Source organism: Bacillus sp. B15-48 (genome assembly GCF_016879755.1).
Lineage (GTDB): Bacteria > Bacillota > Bacilli > Bacillales > Cytobacillaceae > Mesobacillus_B.
Genome location: NZ_WOFU01000001.1, coordinates 848,584 through 868,083, shown reverse-complemented (window position 1 = coordinate 868,083; position 19,500 = coordinate 848,584). Strand labels below are relative to the sequence as shown.

Annotated in this window: 19 protein-coding genes; 16 read left to right on the top strand and 3 right to left on the bottom strand. The window is 37.9% G+C overall.

Annotated elements, in window-relative coordinates:
* The first annotated feature begins 58 nt into the window (after positions 1-58).
* The 5 genes from GNT69_RS03910 (at position 59) to GNT69_RS03890 (ending at position 4,763) form a co-directional block, all read left to right on the top strand.
* Positions 59-649, top strand: a complete 591-nt coding sequence (locus GNT69_RS03910; RefSeq protein ID WP_203553626.1) for a TetR/AcrR family transcriptional regulator — start codon at positions 59-61, stop codon at positions 647-649.
* 313 nt (positions 650-962) lie between these two features.
* Positions 963-2,393 carry a TRAP transporter large permease gene (locus tag GNT69_RS03905; RefSeq protein WP_239094002.1) on the top strand — a complete coding sequence of 477 codons (1,431 nt, stop codon included), beginning with the start codon at positions 963-965 and terminating at the stop codon, positions 2,391-2,393.
* A 100-nt stretch (positions 2,394-2,493) separates the two neighbouring features.
* Positions 2,494-3,000, top strand: coding sequence for a TRAP transporter small permease (locus GNT69_RS03900; protein ID WP_203553625.1), 507 nt, complete (start codon positions 2,494-2,496; stop codon positions 2,998-3,000).
* A gap of 178 nt (positions 3,001-3,178) precedes the next feature.
* Positions 3,179-3,586 carry a molybdopterin-dependent oxidoreductase gene (locus tag GNT69_RS03895; protein WP_203553624.1) on the top strand — a complete coding sequence of 136 codons (408 nt, stop codon included), beginning with the start codon at positions 3,179-3,181 and terminating at the stop codon, positions 3,584-3,586.
* The gene (locus tag GNT69_RS03890; protein ID WP_203553623.1) at positions 3,540-4,763 is read left to right on the top strand and encodes a molybdopterin-dependent oxidoreductase; all 1,224 of its coding nucleotides are present in this window, start codon (positions 3,540-3,542) and stop codon (positions 4,761-4,763) included. The genes GNT69_RS03895 and GNT69_RS03890 overlap by 47 nt, the downstream gene beginning before the upstream one ends.
* A gap of 607 nt (positions 4,764-5,370) precedes the next feature.
* Here the strand turns inward: GNT69_RS03890 and GNT69_RS03885 are convergent.
* Both GNT69_RS03885 and GNT69_RS25375 read right to left on the bottom strand, forming a co-directional pair.
* A complete protein-coding gene (locus GNT69_RS03885) occupies positions 5,371-6,078 on the bottom strand; it encodes a helix-turn-helix domain-containing protein (RefSeq protein ID WP_203553622.1) in 708 nt (235 codons plus the stop codon).
* Positions 6,079-6,718: 640 nt separating this feature from the next.
* A complete protein-coding gene (locus tag GNT69_RS25375) occupies positions 6,719-6,814 on the bottom strand; it encodes a UPF0236 family protein (RefSeq protein ID WP_239094001.1) in 96 nt (31 codons plus the stop codon).
* Positions 6,815-7,438: 624 nt separating this feature from the next.
* On the opposite strand from GNT69_RS25375, the gene GNT69_RS03875 reads away from it, so the two are divergent.
* From GNT69_RS03875 to GNT69_RS03845, 7 genes are all read left to right on the top strand, one after another.
* Positions 7,439-8,830, top strand: a complete 1,392-nt coding sequence (locus GNT69_RS03875; protein WP_203553621.1) for an aldehyde dehydrogenase family protein — start codon at positions 7,439-7,441, stop codon at positions 8,828-8,830.
* Between the two features lie 16 nt (positions 8,831-8,846).
* Complete coding sequence (locus GNT69_RS03870) at positions 8,847-9,965, top strand: iron-containing alcohol dehydrogenase (protein WP_203553620.1); 1,119 nt, start codon at positions 8,847-8,849, stop codon at positions 9,963-9,965.
* Between the two features lie 45 nt (positions 9,966-10,010).
* On the top strand, positions 10,011-11,039 hold the full coding sequence (locus GNT69_RS03865) for a TRAP transporter substrate-binding protein (protein WP_203553619.1): 1,029 nt from the start codon (positions 10,011-10,013) through the stop codon (positions 11,037-11,039).
* Between the two features lie 55 nt (positions 11,040-11,094).
* Positions 11,095-11,592 carry a TRAP transporter small permease gene (locus GNT69_RS03860; protein WP_203553618.1) on the top strand — a complete coding sequence of 166 codons (498 nt, stop codon included), beginning with the start codon at positions 11,095-11,097 and terminating at the stop codon, positions 11,590-11,592.
* A gap of 16 nt (positions 11,593-11,608) precedes the next feature.
* Positions 11,609-12,889 carry a TRAP transporter large permease gene (locus GNT69_RS03855; RefSeq protein ID WP_203553617.1) on the top strand — a complete coding sequence of 427 codons (1,281 nt, stop codon included), beginning with the start codon at positions 11,609-11,611 and terminating at the stop codon, positions 12,887-12,889.
* A gap of 52 nt (positions 12,890-12,941) precedes the next feature.
* The gene (locus GNT69_RS03850; protein WP_203553616.1) at positions 12,942-13,853 is read left to right on the top strand and encodes a hydroxymethylglutaryl-CoA lyase; all 912 of its coding nucleotides are present in this window, start codon (positions 12,942-12,944) and stop codon (positions 13,851-13,853) included.
* Between the two features lie 111 nt (positions 13,854-13,964).
* On the top strand, positions 13,965-14,624 hold the full coding sequence (locus tag GNT69_RS03845) for a GntR family transcriptional regulator (protein ID WP_203553615.1): 660 nt from the start codon (positions 13,965-13,967) through the stop codon (positions 14,622-14,624).
* A 920-nt stretch (positions 14,625-15,544) separates the two neighbouring features.
* On the opposite strand, the gene GNT69_RS03840 is transcribed toward GNT69_RS03845, so the two are convergent.
* Positions 15,545-16,192, bottom strand: coding sequence for a GntR family transcriptional regulator (locus tag GNT69_RS03840; protein WP_203553614.1), 648 nt, complete (start codon positions 16,190-16,192; stop codon positions 15,545-15,547).
* A 258-nt stretch (positions 16,193-16,450) separates the two neighbouring features.
* Here GNT69_RS03840 and GNT69_RS03835 point away from each other — a divergent pair, with 258 nt between their 5' ends.
* Genes GNT69_RS03835 through GNT69_RS03820 form a run of 4 tightly spaced genes read left to right on the top strand, consistent with a single transcriptional unit; the run spans position 16,451 to position 19,488 of the window.
* Entirely contained in the window at positions 16,451-17,137 is a 687-nt protein-coding gene (locus GNT69_RS03835) for a CoA transferase subunit A (RefSeq protein ID WP_203553613.1), read from the top strand.
* Complete coding sequence (locus tag GNT69_RS03830; protein WP_203553612.1) at positions 17,134-17,805, top strand: 3-oxoacid CoA-transferase subunit B; 672 nt, start codon at positions 17,134-17,136, stop codon at positions 17,803-17,805. The genes GNT69_RS03835 and GNT69_RS03830 overlap by 4 nt, the downstream gene beginning before the upstream one ends.
* 30 nt (positions 17,806-17,835) lie before the next feature.
* Positions 17,836-18,684, top strand: a complete 849-nt coding sequence (locus GNT69_RS03825; RefSeq protein ID WP_203553611.1) for a 3-hydroxyacyl-CoA dehydrogenase — start codon at positions 17,836-17,838, stop codon at positions 18,682-18,684.
* Positions 18,685-18,711: 27 nt separating this feature from the next.
* Positions 18,712-19,488, top strand: coding sequence for an enoyl-CoA hydratase/isomerase family protein (locus tag GNT69_RS03820; RefSeq protein ID WP_203553610.1), 777 nt, complete (start codon positions 18,712-18,714; stop codon positions 19,486-19,488).
* Positions 19,489-19,500 lie beyond the last annotated feature (12 nt).

Sequence of the window (19,500 nt, the reverse complement as noted above, 5' to 3'; positions counted from 1 at the left end):
AATTGGACTGTGCTACAATATTTTGAACGACTAATTTTTAAAGAAAATGAGGTATTGTATGAGTAAGCGGCTTCCAGCAGATAAAAGAAAACGGGTCATTATTCGTTCAGCGATACAAGTATTTGCTGAAACAAATTATCGAGTAGCGAAAGTATCAGAAATTGCGAAATTATCAGGTGTTACTGAGCCAATCGTTTATAAACATTTTGATTCCAAAGAGGATTTATTTGCTGAAGTGTTAAGGAAGATGGGAGAAAAAACGTTAATATTATTCAATTCTTACCGAAACGAAGCTAGTGGATCAACGAAAGAAGTTTTAACGTATATCATAAAAACGTATCTGAAATCCCTTAATAAATATGAAAAAGAACTCCAAATTTTTTACCAGGCAATTTCAGAAATTCATATCGCAAAAATTAAAGCGGTATTGTTAGACTGTTATGAATCATATGCCAATTTTATTTATGATGTTATTCATGACAAGGAAGATGGCGAGGAAAGAGATATCGAGTATCACGATGTGTCTTGGGAAGTAATCGGATTTTTAATCCATTTATCTACTTTATATATATTACAATTTTATAATGAAGAGAGAGCGTTCGAGATGTGCGAAAAATTTGTTGATAAACTGGACATCAAACAGGGGTAAACTCATTTAAGATAAGAAACTTATTGTTTTGATTCTTAAATTGGGATAACCAATCTTAATTAGAAGAACCATAGCTAATTTTAAAAATAACCATTTGTACTCATATGAATTCATTTATAATGTTGATGTTCGAAAGGGATGCATTCACTCACTTTTATGACGGAGATTGATGTCTGATATATCTTATTCTTAAAGGCGCTATTAGAAAAAAACAGCGAGAATGATAGAAGTTAATATCTGAAAATTCAAATAATTAAATTAGAAAACGGTTGTTTTAGAAAAGTGAGAGGATGAATCATTAAAAGTAAGAGGTATGAAATATTTTTTTGAGATATATCGCAGATTAACGGGCGGTAATCCCCTCACTGGTGATCAATCATTTGGAACAGGAGTTTTATTCGCGAAAATATTAGGTATTGGAGAATGGGGTGAGGATATGATTGAAAATATTGCTATCATCATAGTTATTATTGTCTTTCTTTTTTTATTACTAACAGGACAATATATTAGCTCTTTATTGTTAACTTCTGGAATTTTAGGTATTTATATTTTAGGAGGAATGTCTCTCCTCAGTGGTTTTTTACAAAGTGAACCATATACTCGGGTTGCAAGTTATGCTTTAACCACGGTTCCTCTCTATATTTTAATGGCCCAGTTTATTATGAAAGCAGGGATTGTTAAAGACTTTTACAATCTAGTGTTTAAACTTTCTAAAGGGAGAACTGGTTTACTTAGTGTGTTGACAGTCTTTTTAGGAGGATTTCTCGGTGCTGTTTCGGGTTCAGGTACAGCAACAGCAGCTGCGCTTGGACAGGTTGCGGTGCCAGAGTTAAAAAAGAAAGGTTATCCAGACCATCTTGCTGGAACATTAGCAGCTGCAGCAGGTTCTCTTTCAGCCATCATCCCACCAAGTGTTCTGCTGATCATTTACGGAGTAACGGCACAAATTTCAATTGGTCAATTGTTTGTAGCAGCCTTTATTCCTGGAATTCTTATGATGGTTGTATTTTCTGTCGTAACGATTGTTTATTTGCGAAAATACCAAGACGATTTGACCGTGACTGATTCAGAGGATGATGACGATCCCTCTGTCGGTCGCTATATTATCATTGTTATCGCTGGTACGTTAATTGTTTTATCGATTTTTGGTGGTATTTATACTGGAATATTTACACCAACGGAAGCTGGTGCAGTTGGTGCGTTTATTAGTTTAATTGTTGCGCTAGTTTTAGGGAAAATAAATAAAGATTTTATCGTGAGTTCATTGATTGAAACGACTAAAGTTTCAGTAATGGCGATGGCGATTGTAATCGGGGCTTCATTATTCGGACGTTTTATTTCGTTATCAATGCTTCCGAGAAAAGTGATTGATATGCTTGGGCCGTTAATGGACTCTCCTATTCTATTATTAGTGATTATTATGTTAATCTACTTCTTTTTATTTATGTTTATTGAAGGAATGGCCGTAATCCTAATGACCGTACCTATGTTATTACCAATTTTACAAGCTGCGAGTATTGACCTTGTTTGGTTCGGTATTTTGTTATCAGTCATTTGTACGCTAGGTCTTATTACGCCACCTGTGGGTATTAGTGTTTATGCAGTTGGCGGAGTTACTAAGATTCCAATTGAAAAACTTTTTCGAACATCGCTAGTGTATTCGATTGTTGCATTTATAGTTGTTGGTGGTTTATTAATTGCCTTCCCTGAACTAGCAACATGGTTGCCACAAACGATGAAGTAAATACACTGGAATTTATCGCAGCGCGACTAACCATCAGTGAGGGATGAAGGAAAACCTTCACTGATGGAAGTTTCACTTTATAGGAAAATAGGTGATCGTGATGAATGGAGTATTTAACAAAATAGTAAATATTAACAATAAATTAAAACTGATAGGCGTCCTTATAGGAGGCATTGCTACTTTTAGTATGATGTTTCTTATCGTTGCCGATGTTTTTATGAGAAATGTCTTTACTGCTCCTATTGCAGGCACGTTTGAAATCGTCCAGTTTTTCTTAATGCCTATAGCGATTTTTCCTGCACTTGCTTATACGTATAGTTCGGGAGTACAACCTAAGCTAGGTGAATTAATCGAAAAGGCACCTCGCCGTTTTCGAATCGTGTCATCGTATATTATTCTTGTCATTGAGCTCATTATCTTTACACTTTTAACCATCTACGGCTGGCAATTCGCCCAAGCTGGAATCAGTGACCAAATGGCAGTTGCAGTTGGCGGCAAATTAATTCCAGTCTATCCAATCTATCTTTTAATCCCAATAAGCTTTGGATTAATCGTCGTCGAAGTATTTTTGTCAGCTATAAAGAAATTGTTGGCGTCGTCACAGTGACGCCCCGAAAAATCTTGTTTCACAAGATGTTCCACGGAAGTTTTGGGTCAGTCCTCGGTTATGGGGACTGACCCAAACTATTTTAGTTATATGGTTTTGTGTCCAAAGTTTGATGGTATAGAAGGGAATAAAACATTTATCACAAAAGAATAGAAATTAGTAAAGGGTTCACCACTTTGTGACGGAACAGTTCTTTGCCAGCATCGGAGAATTTACGAGAATCATTGATTCATCGTCTTCTTTTGAATCCTTTGAAGCGATGGGGATTGAGAGTGGAGTGGGAGGGAATCCGCTTAAGATAAGAGAGGCGTCTATAATTATCATCTCGGGTGCTAACCCTGCCGCTACTAATATCCATCTCATCCCTTTTATCATTGAAGCGAAAGTGAAAGGGGCAAAGGTTGTTGTCATCGATCCGCTGTACACCCAAACGGCCGAATTGGTAGATTTATTTATCCAGGTTCGCCCCGGTGGGGATGGGATTTTAGCTGGTTTATTATTAAAAAGACTCCTTGAGGCCGAAGTGGTTGCGGGAGGATTTGTGGACGGCAAGGATCACTTATGTCCGAAAAATTTTTATGGATAAATTGGCAGGTTCTGTAGAGTCCAATAATCTAGGGTTTTTGGAAAACCTAGTTAGTTTTATTGACAAGGTTTGGGATATTCAATCGGGAGATGCACTTCTTAGATGCGGAGTTTCCAACGGAGCCCTTGATCTCTTGGGGGACTGGTTAAGTAATGCCGGGCCGGTCGTTCATGTTATTGGCAATGGGTTACAGAGACATGGCAATGCGAGGGGAAATTTACTTGCTATTCAAGCCTTGGCTGCGATTCATGGCGAGGATGGAGGCGGTTTGTTTGTTAGGCAGGGCGCTATTAAAATCTTTAACAATCAGCTTTCCGGAAAGACTGCATCTTTTAAAGGGCGTTTGTTGGATTTGAACAATCCGACAGCTAAAATGGCAAACTTGGTTTTGCCGACAACAACTTACTTTGAAGAATTGGATATTGTGGTGAATGATTGGCATAAAGGAATGGCTTTCAATGAAAAAGCTGTTGCCCCTTATCATGAGAGCCGCTGTGAATGGATTATAATGAAGGAATTTGCCTTGAGGTTGGAAGAGACTCTGCCTGGCAGTTGTTCATTTCCCATTCACTCATCGGAAGAAGAGTATTTGGAAGCGCAATTTAATGATCGAGTACATAAGCTTTATGGCGTGAAAAAGCTTGCAGATCTTAGAGGGCGCGTGGCACCGGTATTTCCTGCAAAGGGTCAAGAGGGGAAAATATCAGATTTATCATTAAAGAATGTAGTTGGTAATGAGGGAAAAAGGATAAGGGAGAATGGAAATGCCGGTGCAAGGATAGATAGAGGCTTAGCTTTGGGGGAGAAATTGCCAACGACGGAACCCCCTTTTTGGTTAATCACTCCTCATCATCCCTACAGACTTAATTCTCAATTTCACTTCTTGAATCTTAGTGATGAAAAGGAAGCTTATATTGGGATTAATCCTCGAATTGCACAGAAGTTAGGGATTTTTGAAACGTGGGGACGGTTCTGCTGTTCCACTATTTATTTCCAATTTAAGTTTTTGTCACTGACGCCCACAATAAACCTGTTTCACGAGAGAAAGGAGAGTTTAGTTTATCTTTTCTTCGAAACGCAAGAACCGTCCCCCTGTTTCACCTGCTCGATCTTTTGGTTCACCAGTTGTTTTTCTTTTTCTTTTTGCCCACGTATCGTCCTAGGGTTTGGAGTCTGACCACTGGCCTTGCTCTCAATCATTGTCGATATTTGCTCATAATTTGTAGATATTTCCCGGGAATTTTTGTTGAGATTTGAAAATATTTAGTGTTAATAATCGAAAAAAGGTATTTAAGTATAAATAGCATTTGACTCTAATTTACCTTTAGATGTGATAAAAAATAGGGAATAAGGTCTCAAGGGGCAATTTTCTATAGTGGGTCAGTTTCTGTGGGCTCTTCTAATCTTACTTTTGTCTTACAAAAAGTTTTTAACTGTATCGCCTAATGACTTGTCCGTATCGCGTAACGCTATAAGTGTTCCGAAGTTTGAACAAACAGTGATAGGTCAATTACTAACTTTCAAAATCTCTATCCATCGCTCTGAAATCTGGCCACAACATCGAATGTTATTCCTGTATCTTCACTCCTTGGAAGAGAAGACGTGTTTATTCCAAAAGATATCATAACGCATTTCAGAACCTTCTTCCCCTGAATTTGAAGGTATAGGGGGATATATTTTCAGGTTATATCGCTTGGCGATACGAATCGAAAAATGGGGGGATACGCCCCCTCTGTTACAGATCAATGTTATTTTATCTACGATTTTCGTTTGCTGCATCGATTTTATTTGCGAAATAGGGAGAAAAACCATCCCTTCTTTACTTTAGGCTTTTGTATCGCTTCTTCAAATCGTTTATTAAAATCATTTTGTAAACCCCATTCTTTTTTCTGTTCGTTCCGCATATCTTGGATTTCCTTTTGTAAGAGTTCACTTTTTTGTTTTTCTAATTGCAGTAATGTTTCATAATTGTTATTTTGTTGTTCTGCAAATTTTTCAATTTTAGCATTCGTTTTTTGGGTTGAGTTCCCAATAGTGGAACTTATAACGTGATGATCTTGCTGGAGTCGGGAGACGGTTGTTTTAAGCTGGGACATATCGTTTGTCAATCTGTCATTCATTTCTCGTGTAGCGGCGAGTTCATTGGCTAAAAACTTTAAGAATTCTTTTAATTGATTAGAGTCTTCTGGTAAATTTTCATATGTATTGGGTAGCGCTATCTCTATTTCATTAGATTCTTCTAATCTTTCTTTTTGTTGATGTACAAGGTCTTTGGCTGTATCGTCTAATGGCTTGCCCGTATCGCGTAACGCTTTAAGCGCTACGATGTCTGATTGAACAAAGATACGTCGATCACCATCTTTTAAAAACTCATATCCATTCCGTTCTAGGATTTGGCTATATTTCCGGACAGTGGGAGTTGCAATCCCTACTTCTTCTGCTACTTCCTTTGTAGAAAAAGCTAGTTCATTTGGTTGTATATCGCTTCGCATATCGAACCTCCTTCTCTATAAATATGAAGGTTTTCATTTATATTTGCAAGGGTATACAAAGAGCGTCACTGTGACGCCCCGAAATATCTTGTTTCACAGAATGTTCCACGGGAGATGGATGGGGTATTATCTTAACGGGTTCCGTTTCCTATCAAAAAACGTCAATTTGCACAGGAAAATGTAATCCTCTTGCACTATAAAATGTAGGGCAATTAGTAAGGATAGAGAGGGTAAAAAACATTAGAAATAGTAGGGGTTTATCGCCTTGCTATTTTGCTTTTATTTGCTAATTCTCCGGATTGCGCGAATGTAACTCATTAAGATGTTTGCAAACCATTTTTACCTTCTCTGTATCGATTTTGGGTAGGTTTGAGAATGAATAAGCGGAGATTTTCCTTCTAATGTATATAGGGGAAGCTTAAAAAGCGGATATAAGGGGATAATTTCCCGTTAACTGCTTTAATTAAGACAAAATCGAGAATGTATAAAATTTTGTATAAATGGTCATAATTTTCTAATGATTATAGGAGAGCCTAATCTTAAATTATACTTTTCACCTTTACAACGTAATGTCTTGGCGGGTTCTTTTCGAATATGATTTTCAAAGCCAAGTTATCCAGGAAAGCGACTAATCCAGTTATCATGGCACTTGCCCATTTTCCACCCAATTTCGACCATTTTTCAGTCTTTTTGCGAAAACGCTCATCGTTCCCTCAGCACTTCCCACCGTACGCATCGCTTTTGTGTCTATCCCTTGTTTCTTAAGCGATTTTCGGTAATTCCAAAGTGTTTGCGATACTTTCCTACCTGACCAATCAACTTGTATAGTTGCTCTTCCTTTTCCTATGTTTCAAGCGTTCCGACAGCGCTTTTTAATTCTGTAAGTAACTTCTGACTGTCATAAGAAGCAAGGGCCTTTTGCATTTGGCGATAGCGAGAATTAGTGGATTAGGGGAGAATAAATTCCATTATCTGCCGATTCTTAAATGAGAACTGTTGGACGAGTGATAATAAGCAAGCCAGCAACAATACAAGTTACAAGGTTTTTCAAATTAATGTTTCTTAATAGAAAGCCTCTCTATTGACCATCAAAATATGACCCCCGTTTGTTCATATTAATCCCTTTTTTCAAATAGTGTTAATCATTAAACAGGTTGGTTAAAAAGTTCATTTATGATTTTAATAAAATATATATTTGTTTCTTGTGAAAATATTCACAAATTTTTTAAAAAATATGAATATTGAATTCCTTTATTGACAAAGTATACAAAAATAGTTAACATTTAAACAACAAAACATTGTATACAATTTTTATAATTGTATTCAATAATGAAATAATAATTTAGAGGGGTGTCATATTATGGATACAGTAAGTATTGTAAACGCTTTAGTTGAAAGAGCTCGAAAAGCACAAAAGGTTGTGGAAGGATATTCGCAAAGACAGCTTGATGAACTTGCTGCAGCAATTGTCTATAAATTATCAAGACCTGAGGTAGCAGAAGAAATAGCACAAATAGCCTTAGAAGAAACAAATATGGGTGATGTTCAATCAAAAATGAACAAGCTTGCCAAGAAAATGCCTGCTGTGTTTCATCAAATAAAGGAAGTAAAAACAGTAGGAGTGATTGAAAGAGATCTTGAGTTGGGAATAAGGAAAATCGCTAAACCAGTAGGAGTGATTGCTGCATTGGTTCCAAGTACAAATGCAGAGGCAACGCCAGCGTTTAAAGGGGTATTAAGCCTTAGAGCGAGAAATGCTATCATTTTCGCACCACATCCAAAAAGCAAACAAACAAGTATGAGAGTCGTTGAAATTATGAGAGATATTCTCGGGAAAAATGGTGCTCCAAAGGATCTGTTTCTTTGCATTGACACACCTTCTAAAGAAGCATCTCAAGCTCTAATGCGGCAGTGTGACCTAACAATGGCAACAGGAAGCGGAGATATGGTTAAAGCAGCCTATAGTTCTGGTAAACCAGCATATGGGGTAGGGGCCGGAAATGCACCTGTAGTGATTGACGAAACCGCTGATTTAAAAGATGCAGCTGAAAAGATAAGAATTGGGAAAACAGGGGACCTAGCATCAGGTTGTTCCGCTGAAAATTCTTTAGTTATAAATGAAGGCGTTTACAACAAAATGGTTAATCTGCTTCAAGAACAAGGTGGGTATCTCGCAAACGCGGAGGAAAAAGAAAAACTGCAAAAAGCAATGTGGGTGGACGGTCATCTTTCAAGAGACATTGTTGCAAAACCAGCGGAGAAAATTGCAGAGGTTGCAGGATTTTCCGTTCCGGATGGAACAAAATTTATTATGGTTGAGGAATCGGGTATTGGTCCTTCACACCCGTTTTCAGGAGAAAAAATGTCAGTGGTGTTAACGGTGTATCGATACAATGAGTTTGACGAAGCGATTGATAAAGTGAATCGAATTACTGCCTATTCTGGATATGGCCACTCCTGCGGAATCCATTCCAATAATGATGACCATATTATGCAGTTAGCATCGAATACGAAAACAACAAAGGTCATTGTTAGACAGCCACACGGTGTAGCAAACAGCGGTGCCTGGTTCAATGGATTAGCGAAAACATTTTCTTTGGGATGTGGAACATGGGGAGGAAACATCGTTTCAGAAAATGTTACTCAAAAACATTATATGAACACTACTTGGGTTGCTGAACCAATTGATGTAGAAGAACCTTCAGAAGATGAAATTTTCGGTGATCTTATCAAAAATGTTGTATTGGCGTAAACAGGAGGGGAATATTGTGGGTGAGTTCAAAATAGGACCAGCTATTCATGAGTATAAAACATTTAGTGGTTTTATCGAAGGTTTCAATGTAACGTCTGAGGATACGATTTTCACAGAAAAGTTCTTATATGAAAAATACATGAAAGATAAGGTAGATTGTCAGTTTATCTTTCAGGATGATTATGGTCTTGGCGAGCCAAGTGACATTATTATCGATAAGATTTTACAAGATATTAATGGAAAAGGAATTAAGAGAATAATCGGCATTGGCGGAGGAACCATCCTCGATATCACAAAGCTTCTTTGTATCAAGGATGCGACTTCTACGGAAGAAATTTTTGAAGATAAGATTCCACTTGTTCGTGATAAGGAGCTTATCCTCATCCCAACAACTTGTGGAACAGGGTGTGAAGTTACTTGTGTTTCTGTTGTCGACATGACAAAAAGACAGACCAAAATTGGCAAGAGAATTGAGGCAAACTTTGCTGACTCAGCTGTGCTTATCGAGGAATTACTTGATAGTATACCGCCGAAGGTTTTCCTATACAGCTCAGTGGATGCCTTAATTCATGCCTTAGAAATATTTGTCGCACCAACTGGAAACCCGTATAATGATGTTTTTTGTGAGAAGGCTATAAAAATAATTATTTCGCGTTACAAAGATCTTGCAGAAAAAGGATTAGATGCTAGGTTTGATCATATTGAGGAATTTTTAAGAGCTAGTACATTTGCTGGGATTGCTCTATCGAATACGGTATGCGGAGCTGTTCATGGACTAGCGATGCATTTTGGAAGTGTCCACCATGTCCCTCATGGGGAGTCAACTGGAAGATTTTTGATGGGAGTATTTAATAAGTATGCCGAAATTGCGCCAGAAGGAAAACTGTTGGAAGTTTCGCAAATTATTAATGAAGCATTAGGGATTGACGAAGATATTCAGGGTTCTTTCAAAGCATTAGAGGAGCTTATCGATACACTTATACCGAAAAAGCCATTACGTGAGTACGGTGTGAAGGAAGAGAATATCGAAAAGTATGTTGATAAAGTGATAGAAAGCCAACAAAGACTACTAATCAATAATTTTGTAGAGTTATCAAAGAATGATTTAATATCAATCTATCATAGCGTTTATTAAGTTAAGAATAGAAAGTTATAATAAAGTAGAAAAAGGGGGATAAACATGAAATTTAAAAGATTATTGTTCATGGTGGTCATTGCTACTGTTGTTTTGATTGCTACTGCATGCGGGGGAAGCAATTCGTCCTCTGGCGGATCTGCTGAAGAGTCTAATAGCGGAAATTCATCCGGTGAAGAACTCGTATTAACATTTGGACACGTATTAGCCCCTAGTCACCCTTATCAATTAAGTGCAGAAAAGTTTAAGGAAATTTTAGAAGCAAATGCACCTGAACCGATTAAAGTGGAAATTTTTCATAGTTCTCAACTTGGCAGTGAACGCGATTTAACGGAAGGATTACAATTAGGTACTGTAGATATTGCCATTGCTCCGGGAACCATATCTGCCTTTGAACCAAGTATGAAAATTTTTGATTTACCTTATATATTTAGAGACCGAGAACATGCATACAAGGTGCTTGATGGAGAAATTGGCGAGCAAATCGCTGCAGACCTCCCTTCTAAGGGTGTGCGACTGCTATCTTATTGGGAAAATGGTTTTCGTCATGTGACAAACAGTAAGCAGCCGATTGAGAAGCCAGAGGATCTTGTAGGATTGAAAATTCGTGTTCCTGAAAACTCCACGTATGTTGATACGTTTAGAGAGTGGGATGCGAACGTGACAACCATGGCTTTTGGAGAGTTATTTACGGCTCTGCAACAAAAAACAATCGATGCACAGGAAAACCCTTTAGCCTTAATTGCAACAAACAAGTTTTATGAAGCCCAGGAATATTTGTCCCTAACACAACATTTCTATGGACCAGCCCATGTGCTGATTTCTGAAGTAGCATGGGGTAAACTTTCCGATGAAATGAAAGAAGCAGTTCAGGCAGCAGCTGATGAAGCAAGAGATTATGAAAGGCAGTTATTAGCTGATGGAGATGCAGAGTATCTTAAAGAATTAGAAGATCAAGGGATGAAAGTAAATGAGGTTGATCTAGATGCCTTTAGAAAAGCGTCTGAACCAGTTTGGGAACAGTATAGATCTGAATTTGGTGATCTTATCGACCAGATTCAAGAGGTAAAGTAATTCATAAAAAGATAGAGAAATGATTTATTTCTCTATCTTTTTTAGGAGGGAAATCATGAAGAGGCTGTTAGAAAAGTTAGATAATATTGAAATCTACATTTTGAATATTGCATTCCCTTTAATGGTACTATTTATATTTTTAGCAACTGTTTTCCGTTATCTAGGAATAGGATCAATCACCTGGGCGGAAGAGGCTTCAAGATATTTAATGATTTGGCTAGCATTTGCAGGAATAGGATTAGGTTTTAAGCATAATGCTCATTTGGGTCTAAGTTTTGTAGTGAATTTATTGCCTAAACCGCTTCAAAAGGCAGCTTATTATCTTCGAGCTGTATTGATAATCCTATTTGGAGGGATTGTTTTTTACTATAGCTATCTAGTAGTCGTCAGCCAGATGAATAATGGCCAACTTTCTCCTTCACTCGGGATACCAGTTTGGTCAGTTTATGCATCTTTACTTCTTGGATCTGCTCTTATAGTCATCAGAACGCTCCAATTATTAATTAAGCCTCCCACTTCACCTGATGATGAGCGTTTAAATAGCCAGTTATAAGGAGGGAATATTAAATATGACAGTAACTATTTTGTTTGTGAGCCTAGCAGTTCTAATCCTGTTAAATATACCAATCGGCGTAAGTTTAGGACTTGCAACGATAGCCGCTTTTTTATTTGGAGATGTTTCCATCCCCTTAACCGTTATTCCACAAAGGATGTTTACTGCTCTAGATTCCTTTCCGTTTATGGCGATACCATTCTTTATGCTTGCTGGCGCAATCATGCAATCTGGAGGAATCTCAGCACGACTCATTAACTTTGCGAAAAACTTAGTTGGTTCGTTACCTGGTGGCTTAGGGGTGATATCAGTCTTCTCGTCAGGATTCTTCGGTGCTATTTCTGGTTCGAATGCTGCAACTGTTGCTGCTATTGGGAAAATAATGATTCCGTCTATGACCAAAGACAAATACGGAAAAGCAAGAGCGGGAGCCATTGTTGCTTCGGCAGGAACATTAGGGGTAGTTATTCCTCCAAGTGTACCGATGATTACGTATGGGGTTATAAGCGGAGTTTCGATTAGTACTTTGTTTATAGCAGGAATTATTCCGGGAATCCTAATGATCCTCGTTTTATGTTTAACCATTTTCTTTATTGCTAAGAAGAATAATTTGCCGACAGCGGGTCGCATAACGATGAGAGAATTAGGGAAGTCATTTTGGGATGCTATTCTTTCGCTATTAATGCCTATTATTGTATTAGGTGGAATTTATGGAGGAATCTTTACCCCAACCGAGGCAGCGGCAATTGCCTGTGTATATGCGTTAATTATAACTATGTTTGTTTATAAAGAAATTAAAATAAAAGATTTATCTAGTATTATTGTTGAAGCAGGGAAAAGCACTTCGATTGTATTTTTTGTAATAGCCGCTTCTAGTGCATTTTCGTGGTTGCTTACCTCCCAGCGTATTCCTGATGAAATTGCGTCTTCTGTTTTAGGATTAACGGATAACCCAGTGGTTATTCTATTGTTAATCAATGTCATTTTATTGTTATTTGGTATTTTCTTAGAAACAAATGCGATTATTTTATTGATTACACCTATGCTTTTACCTATAGCTAGTCATATTGGTCTTGATCCATTAGTGTTGGGAATTCTGCTTGTAGTTAATACTTCCGTTGGAATGATTACACCACCATTAGCATTAAATATATTTATTGCATCCGATATCGCTAAGGCGACCATTGAAGAGGTCAGCAAAAAGATCATCCCATTCTTTGTAGCATTAATCGTTGTCGTATTAGCGATAACCTATATTCCGGAAATTGTCTTATTTTTACCGAATTTATTAGGGTAGATATTCAATCAATAATGAACTGTAAAGCTGTGAAATTTTAGGGGGAAATACTATGAATATGCCAATAGAAGTAAAAATTATTGAAGTTGGACCAAGGGATGGACTGCAAAATGAGCCGACAAATTTATCCACCGATAAAAAAATAGCGTTAATTCACAAGCTTGTGGAAAGCGGATTTAAGGAAATTGAAGCAACGTCTTTTGTGAATCCTAAGTGGATACCAAATCTAGCTGATGCAGAAGAAGTAATTAAAGCTGTCCGACATCTGCCAGCAACCTTTTTTGCACTAGTTCCTAATGAAAGGGGATACAATCGGGCGATTCAGAGTGGGGGGGGCGGTGTTACTTTTGTTCTATCTGCCACTGATTCACACTGTAAGAAGAACTTGAACAGTACAACAAAGGAATCTCTAAATAGGTTAGCGCCGCTTGTTCAACGAGCACAAAAGGATAAAGTGCAGTACAGAGCCTCTCTTTCGACTGTGTTTGGTTGTCCATTTGACGGGAATCCTGGGATTGAAAGGATCGTTCAAATTGTTGGTGAATTAAAAAAGATGGGATTTAAACGAATCGGGCTATGTGACACCATTGGTGTTGCTAATCCAGTGCAGGTCTATACATGGATGACAAAGTTAAAAGAACTTTATTTGGACGTAGAATTCGAATTGCATTTTCATGATACGTATGGAAGAGGATTAGCAAATGTGATAGCTGGACTTCAGGCAGGGGTAAGTTCCTTCGACAGCAGTATAGGCGGACTTGGAGGATGTCCATATGCGCCAGGAGCAACAGGCAATATATCAACAGAAGACCTTGCAAGTCTATTAGCTGAAATGGGGATTGAAACAGAAATTAATCATTCAAAAATGCTTGAAACTTCTAATGTACTTCGTGAGTTTATCGGGAAAGACTTGGATAGCAAAATTTGGAGAGTAAATCGGGCTTCTTCATCAGTCCATTCTTAGTGTTAATCCGAAAAAATAGTATAATTGATGCAACGAAAGGAAAGGGGGTTATCCCCCGTTTCATTTATATTCATTATGAAATGATTTCACTGAAAAGGGAGAATAGGAAAATTGAGTTCAACAAAGGAAGATAAAAAAAGCCTATATGAACAGGTTTATTTTTCAATTAAAGAAAAAATAATTAAGGGGGATTACTCCCCAGGACAAAAATTAACAGAATCGAAGTTGGCAAACTTATTGGGGGTCAGTAGGACCCCGGTACGAGAGGCATTAAGACGGTTGGAAATGGATGGTTTAGTCGTTTCACGTCCTTCCCATGGCGTTGAAGTAACAAACTTTTCGAAAGAAGCGATGGATTCTCTATTTGATTGTAATTCTGTGCTGGAAGGGTTGGCCGCAAGAAAAGCGGCTGAATTGATTGATAATGAATCCCTCATTTTATTAGAGGAATGCCTTTTTTTAGCAGAGAAGTATTTTGAAGAAGGGGAGTTAGAAAAAGTTGCAGAAAAAAACACCCTTTTTCACGATACGATTGTAAGTGCCAGCAATAATCCCACATTAACGCATATGATGCTGCAAATAAGATCTCAAGTATTAGCTTATCGTACTTTTATCAGTTCCTATAAATTCCGTCCTACATTTATGAAGGAACATTATGGGATTTTTGAGGCAATTAAAAACCGTGAAGCCGATTTAGCTGAGGATCGTATGAGGAAACATATAATAAATGACTGCAGGGCAATTGCGAGTCAAATAGAGGGAAATAAATAAAATTTTATTGAATATAACGTTGGGAAGAGTGACATTGGGGTCAGTCCCCCGCTCAGCTAAAGTGTTGAGCGTTAACGTGTTAAAGTGATGTTTTTAGTGGGGTTTTAATGCTTTTATCGATTTGTTTATTCGATATTCATGAATGATTGTTTAATTTTAATAGATTTTATACATTTTTAGTTGCTACGCTCAATAGAGCAACTACATAAAGCGGATGGCGGTTGACCATCTCCCTATAGAAGGGGTTGAAACCCCAAAGGAGTCGCTCACCCTCGGGTTCGGGACTTCATTCTACTCAGGCAATGAACAATTTTGCAGTAGGAGAATACAAGTAAACTCAAAAAGGCACATCAAGCAGCTAAAACCGCTTGATGTGCTTTTTTTCGCGCAATATTGTAATGAAACACCGCAGATACACTGTAGAGCTCCACTCGCATTAATTATATAGAATTTTCAGATAACGAAAATATTTTTTTAAGTATGGGGACGTTTCTGGGGTTCGTCACAGTGATGCCCCGAATAAGACTAGTCAACAACTCATGACTGAAGTCACGAGGGTTCTCGCCTATTACCTAAAAAAGATAAACTTTAAAAGAAAACTAAAATCTCCTATCGTACTGAGCAATGGAAGAAGTACAACTGCCATCAAAATAAATCTTACAAATTGAAGGGGTAAAAAATACTTCTCCATGTGTTTCCTTTAATCTGGGTCGGACATATCCTTCAAAAAAAGTACAAACTGTACACATCATGATGGAAAACAGAAAGTTTGTTTTCGTGATGCGGTTGGGATTGATGCCAATATTTTGAACAATAAGGACGGCATTAATACCATAGGGCAGCTGCGGGTGATACTAGCGCAGAAACGATTAAGACGATTCCGATGCTCATCGGATTGATGATTTCAAAAACTATCGACCCTAATTTAGGAATTCATCTACTATTTTAACCAATTTTGGAATTACCTTCGATAGGTGTTTTTTTGTTAATTGTTCAACCAATTCTGCATCTCGTTTTTTTAGCGCATCCAATATTTCTTCATGCTCCTTAATAGATATCTGCATAGTCTTTTTATCTTGATAATAATTTGGATATCTTGAGGAAAGTCCAGTTATTTCATTAATCATTTTAATTAACATTTCGTTGTTACAATATTGATAAAGTGAATTATGAAAATAAGTATTCGCTTGTAAATATCCTTGGAAATCCTCCTTTTCGCAGATTCCCTTTGATTCTTCTACAATTTGCTCTAGTTCTTTTATGTGGGCGTTTGATATGTGCTCTACAGTAAGTCTAGCAGCCAAAGGTTCAAGACTAGACCGTATTTCGAAAATCTGTCGAACCTCGTTGGAAGAAAGGCCTTTTACAGTAGGAGCAGCGTGAGGAGTTAAGGTTATAAACCCTTCTTGTGCTAGTCTTTGTATTACTTCTCTTACTGGAATTTCACTTACATTAAACTCCCTAGCAATTTGTGCAATTACCAATCTTGAACCAGGTCTAACCTCTCCTTTTTTTATTTTATCCATGAGTTTTATATACACTTTTTCGGTTTTAGTTATAGCTACCATTAAATTTATCCCTCTCTTATTAGGAAATGCTTATATAGTGTTATATAAAGTAATCTTTTTTCAGATTTTGCTTAACTAATACTATAATTATACTCGATTTTTCCAAGAATACAATGTGGAAACGCTTGCAAATATATCATTGACAAAAATCATATATGATTTTAGAATAAATATATGGAATTTAGAAAATTATCTAACTCTTCGTATTAGAGAAACATTTTTAAAAAATAAGATTATAATTGAAATGGGGTAGAAGATGTGAGAACTGAGAATTCAACTAAGACAAATGTCCAATTTCTCTCCGCTGAAGAGGCGATAAGGAAAATCAACTCCAGTGCGACTATCATGGTTGGGGGATTCGGGGTTACTGGTATTCCGCAGTATTTGTTGCAAGCTTTGATTGACGAAGGACAGATCGATAGTCTAACGATTATTAGCAATAACATTAATAGAGATACGAATCTATATCCTTTGTTCAAACAAGATCGTATCAAGAAAGCGATAGGGACGTACTTTACGACGAATAAAGAAGTTGTTCAGGCCTATAGAGAAGGTAGGATTGATATTGAACTGCTTCCGCAAGGAACTTTTTCCGAAGCGATTCGATTAGGCGGTTCTGGAATTCCTGCCTTTTATACGCCAACTTCAGCAGGTACTGATTTGGCTAAAAACAAAAAAACAAAGATGTTTAATGGCCGCGAGCATGTCCTTGAACACTCGTTATTCGCAGACGTGTCACTCATAAAAGCCTATAAGGCTGATAAAGCAGGAAATTTGGTCTATAGAAAAACAGCACGAAACTTTAATCCAATCATGGCGATGGCAGCTGATTTAACGATTGTGGAAGTGGAGGAAATTGTTGAAATCGGGGAGCTTGACCCAGAGTCGATTGTCACACCTTTCGCTTTTGTTGATATTATTGTGAAAAAGGAGGAATTGTCATGAGCGATCGATTGAAACATTATATAGCTTGGAGATGTGCACAAGAACTGACTTCAGGAATTATTAACCTTGGAATTGGGATTCCGACCCTCGTTGCAGATTACCTTTCAAGAGGATCGGTTACGATCCATTCTGAGAATGGAATTCTTGGGGTTGGACCAGAACCGAAACCGGATGAAGTGGATATTGATTTGGTGAATGCAGGGAAACTGCCAATAACAGAACTTCCTCATGCTTCCTATTTTGATAGTTCGATCTCTTTTGGAATGATGCGTGGCGGTCATCTAGATGCGACTGTGATTGGGGCCTTGCAAGTATCCGAAACAGGAGATATTGCCAGCTGGGCCATACCAGGAAAAGATGTACTAGGGGTTGGCGGAGCGATGGATTTAGTTGTTGGGGCGAAAAAGGTCATTGCGGCAATGACTCATTTAACTCCTAAAGGAGAGCCTAAAATTCTCCCAGAATGTACGTATCCATTAACGGCTAAGAAACGAGTCGATACGATTATTACCGAACTTGCTGTTTTTAAATTTAGAAATGAAAAACTCTATCTTGTGGAATTAACGGATGATATTTCCTTTGAAAAACTAAAAGAAATCACACCTGCTAACTATGAAGTGGCAGAGGATTTTAAAAAGGTCCAAGGGATAAACGCTTTTATTAGTTAAAACAGAACATAAATGAAAGGTTGGATGGGAATGGAAATTAAAAAGATTGCAGTTCTCGGTTCTGGTGTGATGGGGAGAGGGATTGCTCATGTTTCTGCGATGGGAGGGTTTCAAACGACTCTTTATGACATTTCGGAAGCGCAGTTAAGTCAGGCTGTAAATGACATTAGAACGAATATGGAAAAAGGACTGAAACGAGGGCTTTATCGTGAGGAAGAGATGGAACAAGCGATCAGCAGGCTCCAGCAAACCGTCGATTTCAATGAGGCCGTTTCCGACGCAGACTTCGTCATTGAAGCCGTACCGGAAGATATTAAATTGAAATGTGATATTTTCAGAAAGTTGGATGATATCTGTAAACCCGATGTCGTTTTAGCTACTAATACGTCTACGATGAGCCCAACAGAAATGGGTGGGGTTACAAATAGACCGGATCGTGTCATCGCGATGCATTTCTTCAATCCGGTTTTTAAAATGAAACTAGTAGAAATCATTAGAGGTTTAGAAACGAGCGATGAGACCTATCAGATCACCGAAAATGTGGCTAAACAAATGGGGAAAGAAACGGTCATGGTCAATGAAGCACCTGGTTTTGTGACGAGTCGTGTGAGCGCTTTAGTTGGAAATGAAGCGTTTCGGATGTTGGAGGAAGGGGTTGCTTCTGCGGAAGATATTGATAAGGCGATTAAGCTAGGGTTGAATTATCCAATGGGTCCCTTAGAGTTAGGTGATTTGGTTGGATTAGATACAAGGATGAAAATATTAACCTATCTTCATGAAACATTAGGAGACCGTTACCGTCCAACCCCGCTAATGATTAAGTATGTGAAAGCAGGAAGGCTTGGTCGAAAAGTAGGGAAAGGGGTCTATGACTACTAAAGGATAAGAAACAAGGGGGATAAAAACATGCAATACGAAAATATTATTTTAGAAGTGAATGAACATATTGCCACCATTACTATTAATAGGCCAGAAGTAAGAAATGCGTTAAATGAAAAAACTTGGCAAGAATTAGAAAACGCCATCGACTATATTTCCAATCATGATGAAATTCGTGTTGGTATTATTACAGGAGCCGGTGAAAAGGCCTTTGTAGCAGGGGCTGACGTCAGTTGGTTAAATAAAAGGGTTCCGAACGATATGTTCAAAGTTTCCGCTCAAAATGTATGTAATAAAATAAGTCAATGTTCCAAACCAGTCATTGCAGCAATTAATGGTTATGCGCTTGGCGGTGGCTGTGAAATAGCCTTAGCCTGTGATATCCGCTACGCTAGTGAGAATGCAAAATTAGGACAACCTGAAATTAACCTTGGAATTATCCCAGGTGCTGGTGGGACACAGCGATTAGCACAGTTAGTAGGAATTGGAATGGCAAAGGAACTTATTTTTACAGGGAAAATCATCACAGCGGATGAAGCAAAGGAACTGGGTTTGCTAGAAAAAGTAGTGAAACGTGAAGAGTTGAGGAAAGAAGTGTTAGCGCTTGCAGAGCAAATCGTCGCAAAACCGCCTTTGGCTGTTCAAATGGCAAAAAGAGCGATAAATATAGGAGCAGCAACCGATTTGAATACGGGTCTTTCTTATGAGTTATCGGCACAGGCCATCCTTTATGGGACCGAAGACAAGGCCGAAGGAACATCCGCCTTTTTAGAGAAAAGGGCGCCTTCGTTTACTGGGAAATAGGAGGGGAGAAAA

What these genes read in the sequence shown, in the direction of transcription:
- GNT69_RS03825 (WP_203553611.1), top strand. Translation starts at nt 17,836, where the DNA reads ATGGAAATTAAAAAGATTGCAGTTCTCGGTTCTGGTGTGATGGGGAGA.
- GNT69_RS03910 (WP_203553626.1), top strand. Translation starts at nt 59, where the DNA reads ATGAGTAAGCGGCTTCCAGCAGATAAAAGAAAACGGGTCATTATTCGT.
- GNT69_RS03875 (WP_203553621.1), top strand. Translation starts at nt 7,439, where the DNA reads ATGGATACAGTAAGTATTGTAAACGCTTTAGTTGAAAGAGCTCGAAAA.
- GNT69_RS03900 (WP_203553625.1), top strand. Translation starts at nt 2,494, where the DNA reads ATGAATGGAGTATTTAACAAAATAGTAAATATTAACAATAAATTAAAA.
- GNT69_RS03855 (WP_203553617.1), top strand. Translation starts at nt 11,609, where the DNA reads ATGACAGTAACTATTTTGTTTGTGAGCCTAGCAGTTCTAATCCTGTTA.
- GNT69_RS03820 (WP_203553610.1), top strand. Translation starts at nt 18,712, where the DNA reads ATGCAATACGAAAATATTATTTTAGAAGTGAATGAACATATTGCCACC.
- GNT69_RS03830 (WP_203553612.1), top strand. Translation starts at nt 17,134, where the DNA reads ATGAGCGATCGATTGAAACATTATATAGCTTGGAGATGTGCACAAGAA.
- GNT69_RS25375 (WP_239094001.1), bottom strand. Translation starts at nt 6,814, where the DNA reads ATGCGTACGGTGGGAAGTGCTGAGGGAACGATGAGCGTTTTCGCAAAA.
- GNT69_RS03850 (WP_203553616.1), top strand. Translation starts at nt 12,942, where the DNA reads ATGAATATGCCAATAGAAGTAAAAATTATTGAAGTTGGACCAAGGGAT.
- GNT69_RS03840 (WP_203553614.1), bottom strand. Translation starts at nt 16,192, where the DNA reads ATGGTAGCTATAACTAAAACCGAAAAAGTGTATATAAAACTCATGGAT.
- GNT69_RS03885 (WP_203553622.1), bottom strand. Translation starts at nt 6,078, where the DNA reads ATGCGAAGCGATATACAACCAAATGAACTAGCTTTTTCTACAAAGGAA.
- GNT69_RS03905 (WP_239094002.1), top strand. Translation starts at nt 963, where the DNA reads ATGAAATATTTTTTTGAGATATATCGCAGATTAACGGGCGGTAATCCC.
- GNT69_RS03860 (WP_203553618.1), top strand. Translation starts at nt 11,095, where the DNA reads ATGAAGAGGCTGTTAGAAAAGTTAGATAATATTGAAATCTACATTTTG.
- GNT69_RS03865 (WP_203553619.1), top strand. Translation starts at nt 10,011, where the DNA reads ATGAAATTTAAAAGATTATTGTTCATGGTGGTCATTGCTACTGTTGTT.